The 14,380-nt window shown below is 43.3% G+C and carries 15 protein-coding genes; 9 read left to right on the forward strand and 6 right to left on the reverse strand.

Translation table 11 applies throughout. The features are described from left to right. Positions 1 to 69: 69 nt before the first annotated feature. The 3 genes from AC0VYT_RS05380 to AC0VYT_RS05390 all read right to left on the reverse strand — a co-directional run bounded on the left by AC0VYT_RS05380 (position 70) and on the right by AC0VYT_RS05390 (position 2,329). Positions 70 to 1,074, reverse strand: a complete 1,005-nt coding sequence (locus AC0VYT_RS05380; protein ID WP_005014802.1) for an LLM class flavin-dependent oxidoreductase — start codon at positions 1,072 to 1,074, stop codon at positions 70 to 72. 133 nt (positions 1,075 to 1,207) lie between these two features. After that, positions 1,208 to 1,708 carry a glycine zipper domain-containing protein gene (locus tag AC0VYT_RS05385; protein ID WP_005014801.1) on the reverse strand — a complete coding sequence of 167 codons (501 nt, stop codon included), beginning with the start codon at positions 1,706 to 1,708 and terminating at the stop codon, positions 1,208 to 1,210. A gap of 186 nt (positions 1,709 to 1,894) precedes the next feature. Continuing rightward, positions 1,895 to 2,329: a glycine zipper domain-containing protein gene (locus AC0VYT_RS05390; protein WP_005014799.1), complete on the reverse strand. Its 435-nt coding sequence runs from the start codon at positions 2,327 to 2,329 to the stop codon at positions 1,895 to 1,897. Positions 2,330 to 2,693: 364 nt separating this feature from the next. Here AC0VYT_RS05390 and prfA point away from each other — a divergent pair, with 364 nt between their 5' ends. Together prfA and prmC are read left to right on the forward strand one after the other, a co-directional pair. Further along, positions 2,694 to 3,782 (forward strand): peptide chain release factor 1, encoded by a 1,089-nt coding sequence (prfA, locus tag AC0VYT_RS05395; protein ID WP_005014798.1) that lies wholly within the window; start codon positions 2,694 to 2,696, stop codon positions 3,780 to 3,782. Beyond that, a complete protein-coding gene (gene prmC / locus AC0VYT_RS05400) occupies positions 3,782 to 4,606 on the forward strand; it encodes a peptide chain release factor N(5)-glutamine methyltransferase (RefSeq protein ID WP_005014795.1) in 825 nt (274 codons plus the stop codon). The genes prfA and prmC overlap by 1 nt, the downstream gene beginning before the upstream one ends. A 218-nt stretch (positions 4,607 to 4,824) precedes the next feature. Here the strand turns inward: prmC and AC0VYT_RS05405 are convergent, their stop codons facing one another. After that, entirely contained in the window at positions 4,825 to 5,850 is a 1,026-nt protein-coding gene (locus AC0VYT_RS05405; RefSeq protein ID WP_005014793.1) for an AraC family transcriptional regulator, read from the reverse strand. Positions 5,851 to 6,023: 173 nt separating this feature from the next. On the opposite strand from AC0VYT_RS05405, the gene AC0VYT_RS05410 reads away from it, so the two are divergent. The 3 genes from AC0VYT_RS05410 (at position 6,024) to AC0VYT_RS05420 (ending at position 9,848) form a co-directional block, all read left to right on the forward strand. Then, positions 6,024 to 6,794, forward strand: coding sequence for an SDR family NAD(P)-dependent oxidoreductase (locus AC0VYT_RS05410; protein WP_005014791.1), 771 nt, complete (start codon positions 6,024 to 6,026; stop codon positions 6,792 to 6,794). Positions 6,795 to 6,811: 17 nt separating this feature from the next. Next, complete coding sequence (locus AC0VYT_RS05415) at positions 6,812 to 7,948, forward strand: acyl-CoA dehydrogenase family protein (protein ID WP_005014789.1); 1,137 nt, start codon at positions 6,812 to 6,814, stop codon at positions 7,946 to 7,948. A 247-nt stretch (positions 7,949 to 8,195) separates the two neighbouring features. After that, entirely contained in the window at positions 8,196 to 9,848 is a 1,653-nt protein-coding gene (locus tag AC0VYT_RS05420) for an AMP-binding protein (protein ID WP_005014788.1), read from the forward strand. A gap of 86 nt (positions 9,849 to 9,934) precedes the next feature. Here the strand turns inward: AC0VYT_RS05420 and AC0VYT_RS05425 are convergent, their stop codons facing one another. Further along, positions 9,935 to 10,435: a pyridoxamine 5'-phosphate oxidase family protein gene (locus AC0VYT_RS05425; RefSeq protein WP_005014787.1), complete on the reverse strand. Its 501-nt coding sequence runs from the start codon at positions 10,433 to 10,435 to the stop codon at positions 9,935 to 9,937. A 355-nt stretch (positions 10,436 to 10,790) separates the two neighbouring features. On the opposite strand from AC0VYT_RS05425, the gene AC0VYT_RS05430 reads away from it, so the two are divergent. From AC0VYT_RS05430 to AC0VYT_RS05445, 4 genes are read left to right on the forward strand one after another with little or no spacing between them, the layout of a single operon-like run. Beyond that, positions 10,791 to 11,531, forward strand: coding sequence for a HesA/MoeB/ThiF family protein (locus tag AC0VYT_RS05430; RefSeq protein ID WP_005025496.1), 741 nt, complete (start codon positions 10,791 to 10,793; stop codon positions 11,529 to 11,531). Between the two features lie 46 nt (positions 11,532 to 11,577). Continuing rightward, entirely contained in the window at positions 11,578 to 12,882 is a 1,305-nt protein-coding gene (locus AC0VYT_RS05435) for an ABC1 kinase family protein (RefSeq protein ID WP_005014783.1), read from the forward strand. Between the two features lie 19 nt (positions 12,883 to 12,901). Next, a complete protein-coding gene (folB, locus tag AC0VYT_RS05440) occupies positions 12,902 to 13,282 on the forward strand; it encodes a dihydroneopterin aldolase (RefSeq protein WP_005014782.1) in 381 nt (126 codons plus the stop codon). Next, entirely contained in the window at positions 13,239 to 13,682 is a 444-nt protein-coding gene (locus AC0VYT_RS05445; RefSeq protein WP_005014778.1) for a 2-amino-4-hydroxy-6-hydroxymethyldihydropteridine diphosphokinase, read from the forward strand. Before folB ends, AC0VYT_RS05445 begins: the two co-directional genes overlap by 44 nt. Before the next feature lie 60 nt (positions 13,683 to 13,742). On the opposite strand, the gene coq7 is transcribed toward AC0VYT_RS05445, so the two are convergent. After that, on the reverse strand, positions 13,743 to 14,378 hold the full coding sequence (gene coq7, locus AC0VYT_RS05450; protein ID WP_005014776.1) for a 2-polyprenyl-3-methyl-6-methoxy-1,4-benzoquinone monooxygenase: 636 nt from the start codon (positions 14,376 to 14,378) through the stop codon (positions 13,743 to 13,745). Positions 14,379 to 14,380 lie beyond the last annotated feature (2 nt).

Consider the following 14,380-nt stretch of genomic DNA (forward strand, 5'->3'; position numbering starts at 1 on the left):
ACTAAATTATTGATAATAAAAGAAAGGCTTGTCATTTTAGGACAAGCCTTATCTTTAAATAGAATCTCATTAGACAGAATGCTTAAGATCCATCAGTAAGCTAAACGTTTCAAGCCGTTTTTGAGTCTCATAAATATCACAGGTAAAAATAAACTCATCAACTTCATAATCATGCAGCAACTGTTCTAAGCCGGCTTTAACAGTAGCAGGGGAGCCAATCTGGCCCATTGCATAAAAGTTACGTACAGAGAGCTGTTCAGCTGGTGTCCACAAGCCATCCATACTTTCTACAGGTGGTTTAAGTTTTAGGCTCTGACCACGAATAAGCCCTAGAACACGCTGATAGGCACTGGTAGCCAGATAGTTTGCTTCTTCATCTGTAGGTGCAACGACGACCGGTACGCCCATAGAAACATAAGGTTTTTCAAGATACTCGGAGGGTTCAAAATTTTCTCTATAAAGCTGAATGGCCTGACCAAGCATACGCGGTGCAAAATGAGAAGCAAAAGAGTAGGGTAGCCCGAGCCTTGCTGCCAGCTGTGCACTGAACAGGCTAGAACCTAATAGCCACACAGGTACATGCGTTCCCTGTCCTGGTGTTGCCACAATCCTTTGTCCGGGTTGAGGTTCTTTAAAGTAGTGCAGGATTTCCTGTACATCCTGTGGAAACTGGTCTTCAGTTTCCTGCCGACCACGACGTAGAGCACGCATAGTTACCTGATCTGTGCCTGGAGCACGGCCCAGACCCAATTCAACCCGATCCGGATATAAGGTCGCTAGAGTACCAAACTGTTCAGCAACGACCAGTGGTGCATGGTTAGGCAACATAATTCCACCTGAACCGACGCGTAAATGCTCTGTATTGGCCAAGATATATCCGAGCAGAACAGCAGTTGCCGAACTGGCAATCCCGTCCATATTATGATGTTCAGCCAACCATAAACGCTCATAGCCTAGCTTTTCAGCATGTTGGGCTAATTCAAGAGAATGTTCGAGGGAGAAGCGAACGGTCTTGTCATCACGGACAGGAACCAATTCCAGAATAGAAAATCGAGTGTTGACAAGATTAGGCATGATGATTCCAGATTAAGACAATTACTGAAAAGCATACGACGTTAAACAGGTTTTGTATATCGATAAAAAACGATATAAATACAAAAATAAAAAAAGCATCCGAAGATGCTTAAAGAGATAACTGGGAAATTAATTAGTAACGTTTACCATTTTTATAATGACCTAAATGACGGCCATTATCAGTATAGCGGTTGTTGTTGTAGCGGTAATCATTGTAACGATAACGATTTGAGCTATAACGACGCTCATCCCGGTCATCATAACGACGGTCTTCACTTACACGCTGGCCTAATACTGAGCCGCCGGCAGAACCTAGCGCCGCACCAATATAACCACCATTTGTACCGCCCATATTCTTTCCAACGCTATAACCTGCTCCGGCACCCAGGGCACCTCCAATAATTGCGCCATTACGGTCGCGCTTATTGCTGGAAACGGCAGCACCGGCACCGCCACCTACAGCTGAGCCAATCATTGCTCCTGTTTGTCCACCCATGTGCTGCCCAATTGCGGCACCTACTACACCGCCTAAAGCGGATGTAATTGCAGTATTGGTTGCATTACCTGCATTAGCTGCTGTCATACCCATGGCTGAGGTTGCTACAACAGCAATCATTAGAGTTTTATAGTTCATGAGTACACCTGTAAATATATCTGAATCTAGTTTCTATAGATCAAAATTAATAGCGTAAACCTGACTCAGCATGAAGATAACGTTATGAAATTGTATTTTGCTTATCCTTAATTTATCCGTAATTGTGCATACCCGTCTTATGCATTAAAAAAGCACCCGAAGGTGCTTGAATCTTGACTGCTATTATTAACGGTGACGACGGTATTTTTTATTCCATTGGCGGGAGTTATAATAACGGCGGTCATCGTCTTTATCTTTAGCAATTTTATTGCCTAAAGCTGCTCCCCCGGCTGCTCCCAGTGCGGAACCGATCAGGCCACCAGTTGAACCACCCATCTGTTTACCCAGGGCATAACCACCTACACCACCTACACCACCACCAATCGCAGATTCAGTACGGTTACGTTTATTACTCGCTACGGCTGCACCACCTGCACCACCTAGTGCCGAACCAATCATTGCACCAGTGTTACCACCCATATTTCTACCTAATGCTGTGCCTGCTACACTTCCGAGCGCACTTGCTGCTGCAACACGAGTGGTGTTGTCTGCATACGCATTTACAGTCAACATTGATGTAGTTGCTAAGGCTGCACTTAATAAAACTGTATTTAATTTCATTTTGTTCTCCATGTGCTCAGAACTTTTGAGGCTTATGCTTTCGTTGTGAGAAATGTAACAAAACGATTCGTACTAAATATGGAGAGCTGTCTCTGTATTTATAGTGTTTGGTTTCAGCTTTGTATGCTTTCTATTAAAAACGTCTAAAATCACGGCAAATAACTAGATTTTTAAAGCAAATATGGATGAATTCTGAAGATTAGCCTCCATATCTCTAAAAAATTTATAGAGGCAAAGTGTTACCTGCCAATAATGATGTCTTTTAAAAGTCAGAATCGGTACACTATGCGCAATTTTCTGATATGGCAGACTGTTTGATCGCTTTTAACAGTCGAATGCTGTTTGACTTGAGACATATTAAAAGATGAAAGAATCGCTACGTTTACGCCTTGATCAGTTATCTGACCGTTATGAAGAGCTGACCGCACTGCTGGCAGATGCTGAAGTTATTTCTGATAATAAACGCTTTCGCAAGCTGTCCCGGGAACATAGTGATCTAACTGAAATTACCGAAGTTTGGGCCAAATATCGTCAGGCTGAAGCAGATATTGAAACAGCTGAAGCCATGCTTTCTGACCCTGACTTTAAAGAAATGGCTCAGGAAGAAATTAGAGAGAATCGGGCCCTGATAGAGTCACTTGAAAGTCAGCTTAATATTCTGATGATTCCAAAAGACCCAAATGATGCCAATGCCGCATATCTGGAAATTCGTGCTGGAACAGGCGGTGATGAGGCGGCAATTTTCTCTGGTGACCTGTTCCGTATGTATAGTAAATATGCGGAATCATGTGGATGGCGGCTTGAAATTCTCTCTGAGAATGAAGGTGAACATGGCGGTTATAAAGAAATAATCTGTCGTGTCGATGGTGATGGTGTTTATGGTCGCATGAAATTTGAAAGCGGTGCACATCGAGTACAGCGTGTACCAGCCACAGAATCCCAGGGGCGGGTACACACTTCAGCATGTACTGTAGCGATACTTCCTGAAGTAGATGTGGATACCACAGTAGACATCAATCCGGCTGATTTACGTATTGATACTTATCGTGCATCAGGTGCCGGTGGTCAGCACATTAATAAAACGGACTCAGCTGTACGTATTACCCATATTCCTACCGGCACAGTAGTTGAATGTCAGGAAGAGCGTTCGCAGCACAAGAATAAAGCCAAAGCGATGTCACTTCTGGTTTCACGTTTAGAGAATGCTAAACGTGCTGCGCAAGAATCTGCCACTTCTGAAATGCGCCGTGATCTGGTGGGTTCGGGCGACCGCTCTGAACGTATTCGTACCTATAACTACCCGCAGGGACGGATGACTGATCATCGTATTAATCTCACATTGTACAAGCTAGATGCCATTATGGAAGGTGATCTAAATGAGCTTTTAGATAGCTTGCATCGTGAATATCAGGCTGATCAGCTGGCAATGCTGGCACAGGAAAATGGCGGCTAATGAAACTTAGTGAGGCCTTGACGGTTCGGGGTATACCAGACAGCTATGAACGTCAGGAAAATATCTGGCTACTTGAACATATTCTAAATATAAAAATGTTTGAGTTCAGGTTCCGTCAGGATAAAGAGCTGACGGCCGAGCAGCAGCATGCTTATCTGGCTGCATTGGCTCGACTGGAAGCCGGCGAACCTCTCGCATATATTCTTGGTTCACAGCCATTCTGGACACTTGATCTGAAAGTGACCCGAGATACACTGGTACCACGGCCAGATACTGAAGTACTGGTCGAAACTGTTTTGACGCTGGAGTTGCCTGAAGAAACCAAGATGGTGGATTTAGGCACAGGTACAGGTGCCATCGCTCTGGCGCTAGCGTCAGAAAAACCTTACTGGTCGGTTCTGGCTACTGATGTTTATATGCCCACCCTTACAGTTGCCCGTGAAAATGCAGACAAACATGGTTTACAGCAGGTAGAGTTTGCTTGTGGAGCCTGGTTTGCAGCATTGAACCAGTTACCTGAGCCTATGTTTGATTTAATCGTATCCAATCCACCCTATATCGATGCAGAAGATCGGCATATGAAAGATCTGGCCACAGAGCCGGTACGGGCTCTCGTTGCGCTTAAGCAAGGTCTGGCTGATTTGGAGACGATTATTGAGCAGGGTAAAAGCTGGTTAAGACCGAAAGGCTGGATTGTACTGGAGCATGGTTATGAACAAGCAGAAGCCGTACGCTCTTTCTTTGAGCATAAAGGGTTCCAGTCGGTTCGTACTGTAAAAGACTATAATGGCAATGATCGAGTTACATTGGGTCAGCTAATCTGATCGAAATTTATTTATATCGGGGCTTCATTAGGAGCCTTTTATTTACTGGTCATAATTTTGCTAACCTAAGCCTTAGCTTTCTATAAATTTCATCAAGTGGCCTGTTGTTTTCCCGGTATCCTGAGCAGGATAATTACGAAAATTACAGTAGCGGGAAACAATATTTAACGCCATCTCTCAGCCGATAAAAAGTATTGCTATTCTCTTTAAAGTGCAAGTTAGAGCTTGCTCCGATTCTGCCGATAAGTACCCGGACTGACACCTGTCCACTTCTTGAAGGCACGATGAAAAGCACTGGCATCATGAAAGTCGAGTTGTTCACTAATATCTTGTAATGAAAGATCAGTATGGGTCAGATATTCAATGGCTATATCACGACGGATATCATTTTTTAGCTGCTGATAGCTTACACCTTCATATTTTAAACGTCGATGCATAGTGGTTTCTGACAGATTAAAACGAGCAGCAATGTCGGTAAGTTCCGGCCACTCTGCTGGTACAAGCTCACTTAAGTATTTACGAATACTAAAGCTTAAGGAATCAGGATTTTTATAACGAACCAGAAGATTCTGGGGAGTATGCTTTAAAAAATCGTACCAGGCATTTTTATCTTTCTTAATTTTTATTTCAAGATAATGCCGGCTAAACTCAATCCGGTTTTGAGAAGCGCCATAGTAGATTTTTTCACAGAACCGAACCCGATAATCCTGATCATCTAGAGGCTGCATGCACCGCAATTCAATTTTATCCAATATCACACGCTGGCCACTCAACCAGCATATTAAGCCATGTACCAGCATCAGATAAGTCGCATAACTGAACATCCGTTTGACTGGACCTTGATCATGCAGCACCAGATAAGCTTTATCTTGTTCAAGCTGAAGCTCAACCTGTAAATCATCCAGTATAAAGTTCAGAAACTTCAGCATATCCTGAACTGCTTTTTCAAGTGTCTCTGCCTGTAGCAGCATTTTACTGAGTAACTGGTAACTACCACGACGCATGGGATGGCTATCCATCCCGAAGAACTCATCATTCATGTGATCAGCCAGTGCAGTCCAGAGACGGGCATATGCTGAAACCGGAATACGTGCTTTGGCTGAGTGCAGAATTTCAGGTGCTATTTCTGCTTTTTGCAGAATGAGCCGGGTATCAAGTCCACGGCTATAGGCCACCATCAAGGCTTCATGAACCAGACTGACGGATATTGTTCCTTTGCTTTCTTCTAAATCTGTCCGGTCCATTATATTTTCACTTGATCTCATCATGAATAATTGTTTGTAGAGCAGCTGGCCAGATTGCCCAAAACTGGCATCCCAATTGCACAATTTGGAAATTGTACTGTAAATAGAGAGCCATTACCCTGCATTTAACTAAACGTTTTATTTGAAAAATATCGACAGCCGGATCGAAAAATATGAAAACTCAGGGAAAAGTATTTGTTATTACGGGTGGTGCTTCAGGCTTGGGTGCTGCCTCAGCACGACAATTGACCGGACAGGGTGCGCAAGTAATTCTGGTCGACATGAATCAGGATGCCGGTGAGCAGATGGTTCAGGAACTGGGACCAAAAGCCCAGTTTGTAAAACTCGATGTCACAGATGAGTCCACTGTCCAGCAGCTTTTTATCAATATCTCACAACAGTTTGGTGCATTGCACGGCTTAATCAACTGTGCCGGGATTGCACCTTCAGCCAAAATACTGGGGAAAAATGGGCTACATGAGCTCGCTCTATTTCAACGTGCTCTGGACATCAATGTAACTGGTAGTTTTAACATGCTGCGCTTTGCAGCTGAGTTAATGTCCAGAAACTCTATTGAAGAAGGGGAGGAAGAGCGCGGTATTATCATTAATACGGCATCTGTAGCGGCATTTGAAGGACAGATCGGGCAGGCTGCATATTCGGCCTCTAAAGGTGCTGTAGTGGCCATGACCTTACCGCTGGCCCGTGAATTGGCACAACACGCTATTCGGGTCATGACTATTGCGCCAGGTATCATGGAGACTCCAATGTTACAAGGCCTGCCAGAGAAGGTGCAGGAAGCATTAGGACAAATGGTACCGTTTCCACCACGATTAGCTAAACCCGCAGAGTTTGCCAAACTGGTTGCTCATATTGTTGAAAATACCTATTTGAATGGGGAAGTAATTCGTCTGGACGGTGCAATCCGTATGGCTGCCAAATAATACAAGGAAGTAAGCTGATGATTTTAACTGCCGAGCAACGTATGGTTCAGGACATGCTTCGTGATTATTCACAGCAAAAACTGAAACCCACTGCTGCCCACCGTGATAAAACGCATGAATTTCCTGCTCAGGAACTTAAAGAGCTGGCTGAGCTGGGTGCTTTTGGTATGGCGATACCGGTTGAATGGGGTGGAGCTGGACTTGACTATATTTCATTGGTGCTTGCTCTAGAGGAAATAGCGGCAGGTGATGGTGCAATTTCAACCATCATTAGCGTACAAAATTCACTGCCTTGTGGTATTACCTATGCATATGGCACTGAGGTACAAAAGCAGGAGTATCTGACCCGCTTTGCTTCAGGTGAATGGCTGGGCTGTTTTTGTCTGACTGAACCGCATGTTGGTTCAGATGCAAGTGCTATCAGTTGCCGTGCTGAACGTGACGGTGATGAATGGGTCATTAATGGTACCAAGCAGTTTATTACGTCAGGTAAACATGCACAGGTTGCGCTAGTTTTTGCAATTACAGATAAAACCTCAGGCAAAAAAGGTATCTCGTGCTTTTTAGTACCGACTCATACACCTGGTTATGTGGTCGCAAATATTGAAGATAAAATGGGACAGCATGCCTCAGATACGGCCACAATTATTTTTGAAAACTGCCGCATTCCTGCGAAAAATTTGCTGGGTAAGGAAGGAGAAGGTTACAAGATTGCACTTTCAAATCTGGAAGCAGGCCGTATAGGAATTGCAGCGCAATCTGTAGGAATGGCGCGTGCTGCTTTAGACGCTGCTGTACAGTATGCGAATGAACGTAAGGCTTTTGGTGTAGAAATTGTGCAGCATCAGGCAGTGGCTTTTCGTCTAGCAGATATGGCTACACAAATTGAAGCAGCTCGGCAGCTAGTTTTTCATGCAGCTAGTCTGAAAGATGCTGGTCTGCCGTGTTTGAAAGAAGCCTCAATGGCAAAACTGTTTGCCTCTACCATGGCAGAGCGGGTCTGTTCAGATTCTATACAAATTCATGGGGGCTATGGCTATGTAACTGATTTTCCGGTCGAGCGTATCTATCGGGATGTTCGGGTTAGCCAGATTTATGAAGGTGCATCAGATATTCAGAGACTGGTGATTGCACGCGAAGTCACGAAAATCTGAAACTCTACCTATTTTTAGATTGAAAACTATCATGATCAGCCTGGATAATTTGAGTCATAGGCTGAATATGGCAGCTTATTTGACAGTTTTGGAAATTGTCACCAAAACCTGCAAGCTTTATTTTAAGTAAATCAAATTTATATGGAAGCTGAAGTCTCAAAAACTGAAGCAGTGACATAACAATAAAAATAGGGCTATGGCGGATCACAAGTGATCTGTGGCCTTAGAGGAACAAGAGGTCATCGGGATGAAGACACTAGAACAGGCATATCAGGATTTTGATCTGCAACAGGTAATTCAGCAACAACTTGTGGGTACGCCTGAAGCTGTCAACGCCTATGTAGAGTGTTGTGAGCGTCATACGGGTTCTAACCGTATTGCCCTGTACTGGCAAGGTAAAGACGGCCAACAGGCCGAGTACAGTTTTGATCAGCTGGCTCAGGCGTCAGGCCAATTGGCAAATTATTTCAAATCATTAAATATTCAGCCGGGAGACTGTGTTGCAGGGCTAATGCCAAGAACAGTGGAATTACTGATTACAATTTTAGCCACATGGCGTATTGGGGCAGTCTATCAGCCACTATTTACTGCATTTGAATCTAAAGCAATTGAGCACAGATTAACCACAGCCAATACCCGTCTGGTAGTGACTCATCACGAACAGCGAACCAAACTAAATGGAATTAGTATTCCATCAATTCTTACAGTCAATCTTGAAGAATACTCTGTGCCTCATCTGGAGAATGAAAGAGATTTTTGGCAAATACTCAAGCAGTATCCTGAAAACTGTCCAGTGACTATGCGCAGCTTTGAAGATGATTTCCTGATGATGTTTACCTCAGGCACAACCGGTCTGGCCAAGTCTGTGCCGGTTCCGCTAAAAGCAATGGTAGCGTTCAAAGGTTATATGCAGCATGCTGTCGATTTGCAAGAACAGGATTCATTCTGGAATCTTGCTGATCCGGGCTGGGCTTATGGACTGTATTATGGTGTTACAGGTCCATTAAGCCTAGGTCATAGTATTATTATGGATGAGCGAGGTTTTACGGTAGATCATGCATTGGAAGTCATTCGCAAGTATCGGGTCAGTAACCTGACTGGATCGCCTACTGCATTTCGCATGTTTTTTGGATTCAAACACAAATTTGACGAAAAAATCAGTGAGCATCTACGTGTGGTCAGCAGTGCTGGTGAGCCTTTAACACCAGAAGTCATTCACTGGTTTAAAGATAGTTTGGGGGTCAATATTTATGATCAATACGGCCAAACTGAACTGGGCATGGTAATTGCCAATCATCATGCTTTGGAACATCCTAAAAAGGTGGGTTCTGCTGGTTATGCCATACCCGGGCACCGTTTTGTAGTATTGGACTCGCAACATCAGGAACTGGGCGAGGGCGGTATTGGAATTTTGGGACTTGATTGTGAGCAGTCTCCCTTATTCTGGTTTAAGGGGTATGACGGGCATAACCGTAAAGCCTTTGTCGGAAAATATTATTTGACAGGCGATACAGTCAGGCTAAACGAATTGGGTGGAATCGATTTTATTGGACGTGCTGACGATGTAATTACTACATCGGGATATCGGGTAGGTCCGTTTGATGTAGAAAGTACCCTGCTTGAGTGCGAAGAGGTACTCGAATCTGCGGTGGTGGGTAAACCTGATCCTGAACGCACTGAAATTGTGAAAGCGTTCGTGGTACTTAAAGATCAGTATATGGCTTCTGAGCTACTTAAAGATAAATTACAAACCTATGTGCGTTCGCGTTTATCTAAACACGCTTATCCTAAAGAAATCGAATTTGTAAGTCAGCTACCAAAAACATCGAGTGGTAAAATACAGCGCAACCTGTTAAAACAGCAAGAAATTTCTCAAATGGAAAATAGAAAAGTGGGTTAAGGCATAAGATATTAAAAAAGCACCTATTCAGGTGCTTTTTATACATTGAGACTGATTAAATTTTGTATCCTCAATACTCTACATAGTTACAGGTCAAGACGCTTATGCTCAGAGTCAGGCTCCTCTGTCTTACCGGTAATGTTACCTTTTAAGACTTTTAAAAGATGTGTAACCTTATTGTCAGTGACATTCCAGTATTCTGCACTAACTGCCTTGGCAACAAGTACACGCACACTTGGGTCATCCTTGCCATCAAACCAGTTTTCTGCCCATGGGTTCCATAACTTATCAATTAAAGCGCGATCTGTACTGATTTCTCCATGTGCACTGATGGATACATAAATATCGTCAGAGGGTTTGGAAAAAGCCAATCCAAGTTGATTACGGCCTGCCTCAACCGCCTGCACAATATCATTGGTATCTTTTAAAATAAAATACACATTCTGGTCTTCATCCATACGTTCTGAGTTCAGCATAGTCATTGGCTGAGCATGAATTTCATGAGTTTCAGTCTGATGACTGATCATTGCAAAACGTACATCTTTAATAAGTTCCCATAATTTTTCACGATTTTCATGTTCTGTCATAACGATTCTCCTAATGTTAAGGTTTTCTTTAATTTAAATGATTTAATCTTGAGAACCTGTTCAGATTAAAACGATTTTTAGGAAAATAAGTCGTTGTCTCACTTAACTTATACATTTCAACAATGAAAGAACTCATCAATAAACAGAAAGTACATAACTAGAGTCTGAGAAGCTTTTAGATGGGGAAATTATGGTTAACATAGCGATCTATATTCTGGGAGCTGTTATAGCTTTACTATAAAATCAGCAGTTAAAACTATGAAAGATTCAGGATAGAATTACACACGCCGCAGAGCAGTCAGGGAAATGTAAGGTGATAAAACAAGATAACTGTCAGGAACTGAGTGATAATGAAATGCACTTGTACAGCCGCCAGATTTTACTCGATGGCTGGGATATTGACGCGCAGGAAAAACTCAAGCTGGCAAATGTCCTGATTGTTGGGGCAGGCGGGATCGGTTGCACCTCTGCCGAGTTGCTGGCACGGGCAGGCGTAGGTAAAATTACCGTAATTGATGCTGACACCGTGGAAATCAGTAATTTGCAGCGACAGACTGCTTTTTTGCCACAAGATGTCGGTTTTTATAAGGCTGAAATACTGGCGAAACGTTTAAAAGAGATCAATCCCTATATTCTGGTAGAACATGTTAATCAACGGCTTGATGCAGAAAATATAGTTGATTTAATTGCCAGACAGGACTTGGTTCTGGACGGATGCGATAATTTCTCTACTCGCTATCTGGTAAACCAAGTGTGTTATATACAACAGGTTCCTTTATTGAGTGCTTCAGCCATTGGCTTTCAAGGCCAGCTTTTTATGGTAGAAGGTAACTCTGCCTGTTATGAATGTATTTTTCCTAAAGGCCAGCATACAGATGAAAGTTTGCGCTGTGCTGATTCGGGAGTCTTGGCCACTACACCGGTAATGATGGCGTCATTACAAGCGCATCATGCTTTATTATATTTAGGTTTAAATCTTTTACCATTACGAGAAAAACTTTTACTCTGGGATGGTTTGAGTATGAAACAACGTATACTTAAATTTGAAAACGATACAAATTGTTCAGCCTGTCGAGCAAAAAGCCCTTTAAACTAGGGTGCATTTGTTAAAATCTCTCTCATTATTCTTGTATTTATAAGCTATGAAAAAAAATATATGGTTTGAAAGCATGCGGTCTGTAGCCCGTATAGGAGAAACTGCAGTAATCGCAGCCAAGACAGGTATTAAATATGCCACCGCGGCTGAAAAGCCCAATAATGCTAAAATGATGCGTGAAACTTTTGAATCCTTGGGTTCTACCTATATTAAACTTGGCCAGTTTATTGCCAGTACACCTTCACTTTTTCCACGTGAATTTGTTGAAGAATTTCAGGGTTGTCTGGATCAGACCCCTACTTTGCCTTTTTCTTATATTCAACAGGTTCTGGCTTCAGAATTTGCAGATCGCGACTTGTCTGAAATTTTTGCTTCAATTGATGAGACACCACTGGCATCTGCGTCTATAGCACAGGTTCATGCCGCCAAACTTAAAAGTGGTGAAGATGTGGTGATCAAAGTACAAAAGCCCGGTGTGGAAACCATTTTGTATACTGATCTGAATGTTTTGCACTGGGCCACCAAACTTTTGGAAAAAGTCGTACCCAAGGTCAAGTTTGCTTCACTGGCTGATATTGTTGATGAGATCAAGACACGTATGGTACGTGAAGTTGACTTTATTGAAGAAGCACAAAACCTCGATGATTTTATTGAGTATTTGAAAATCAGCCAAAATCAGGCTGCTACAGCACCAAAGGTTTATCATCAGTATTCTACCCGCCGTGTATTGACTATGCAGCGTCTGTATGGCGTACCTCTGACTGATTTTGAGGTGGTGAAAAAGTATGCTAAAGACCCGTCACAAGTGCTGATTACAGCTATGAATACCTGGTTTGGCAGTTTGATGCTCTGTAAGAGTTTCCATGCTGACTTGCATGCAGGTAACCTGATGCTGCTAGAAGATGGCCGGGTAGGTTTTATTGATTTTGGTATAGTCGGACAGTTAAAACCTGAAGTCTGGACAGCCTGTATTGCTTTTATGGATGCGTTGCAGCATACCAATTATCAGGCAATGGCAGAGAATATGTTAAATATGGGTATGACTGACCAGCAAATTGATGTACAGGTTTTAGCAGCAGATTTAGAGCGTTTATTTAGCGGGGTCTTACTGGCAGACCCGCAAGAAATACTGTCTTCTAACCCGGCAGACTTAAATGACATCATGATGGATATGGTAGCTGTTGGTGAGCGGCACGGTATTCGGTTCCCGCGTGATTTTGCACTACTATTCAAGCAGATGCTATATTTCGACCGTTTTATGCGTGTTCTGGCGCCATATACTGATATTTATGCGGACCAGCGTCTGCAAATGGTGCAGAATATGGATCCGAATTTATTGCTTAAACATTAATTAAATAAGTCAGGTCATTATGGATGCAATTATCATTGAGGGATTAAAGGTCGAAAGCGTCATCGGTTGCTTTAACTGGGAGCGCCAGATTACCCAGCCTTTACTGGTGGATCTTACGATCCACAATGACCTGAGCCGTGCAGCAGCCAGTGATGAACTGCAAGATACACTTAATTATGCTGAAATCTGTGAGCTGACTGCACAGGTCATCAAGCACGCACAACCAAAACTGATTGAACATGCGGCGCAGTTAGTAATTGAAAAACTTTTTACTACCTTTTTTAGTATTGAATCTATTATTATTACGGTCCGCAAGCCTGCCATTATCGCGCAAGCAAATTCTGTAGGAATTCGTCTTGAACGCCACCGTAACATGCTATCTACTGGCTCTGGCCAGTAATCAACAGCCTCATCAATATTTCCAGTTTGCACGTTCGGCACTGGCACAGTTAGGACGGGTTCACTGGTCTAAAGTTTATCTGATTCCCTGTCGGGATAGTATTGGCGCAGATTACTGGAATGCTGCCTGTCTGCTTGAAAGCCAGTTAAGTACGAAGCAGATGCAGCAATGGAGCAAAGAGCTGGAACAGCAGGCCGGGCGTATCCGGCCTTCTCATTGTATTACTCTCGATGTAGATGTAATTGCATGGGGGAATAACTTGCAACAGCTAAAATTTAATTCTAGAAAGATGCCTCTGCCGCTGGATGTCAGAATTCCACTGCAGGATGTCGGGGTAAAATTACAGCCACAAAAAATCCAGCATCCGTATCCCTGCTGGAATATCGATATGCTGGATTAAAGTAGTTTTATATATCAGAAGACTAAATATTCCTGTGATTTAAAACTAAAGGACAAAGCATTAAATGTAGTAACTGGTTTTAGTCATCAGTTTAGAAATTGCTGTCATGGTCATCCGGACTAGATAAGGCAGATCAACCCCTCCAGCATTCAATGCAGTATCCCGGTGATGCAATTCATCTTCGTTCATCTGTTCCAGAATTTTTCGTGAACGGTCATCCTGAGCCGGTAACTGGCGAAGATGATCTTCCAGATGTAGACTGACCTGACGTTCAGTTTCGGCAACAAAGCCCAGACTATACTTGTCACCTGCAATACCGGCAAGTGCGCCCATACCAAATGAAAGGCTGTACCAGACCGGATTGAGCAGGCTGGTGTGGCTATCAAGTTCCTTTAAACGATCTTCACACCAAGCAAGATGATCCTGTTCCTCAATGGCCGCCTGTTCCATTTCCCGGCGCACATTTGGCAGCTTGGCAGTCAGTGCCTGACCATGATAAAGCGCTTGGGCACATACCTCACCACTGTGATTCACACGCATTAGACCAGCCACATGGCGGGCATCACTTACAGTCAGATGGGTATCAGAACTATGGGCGGGATTATCACGTTGGGCTGTAGTTGCGCCCGGAACTAGACTTCTTAGGGCCTGATCAAAAGATTGAATAAGACGGTCCATACCGGTGTAATGACGCATGG

The sequence above is a fragment of the Acinetobacter sp. QJM3NY_42 genome, assembly GCF_056173745.1.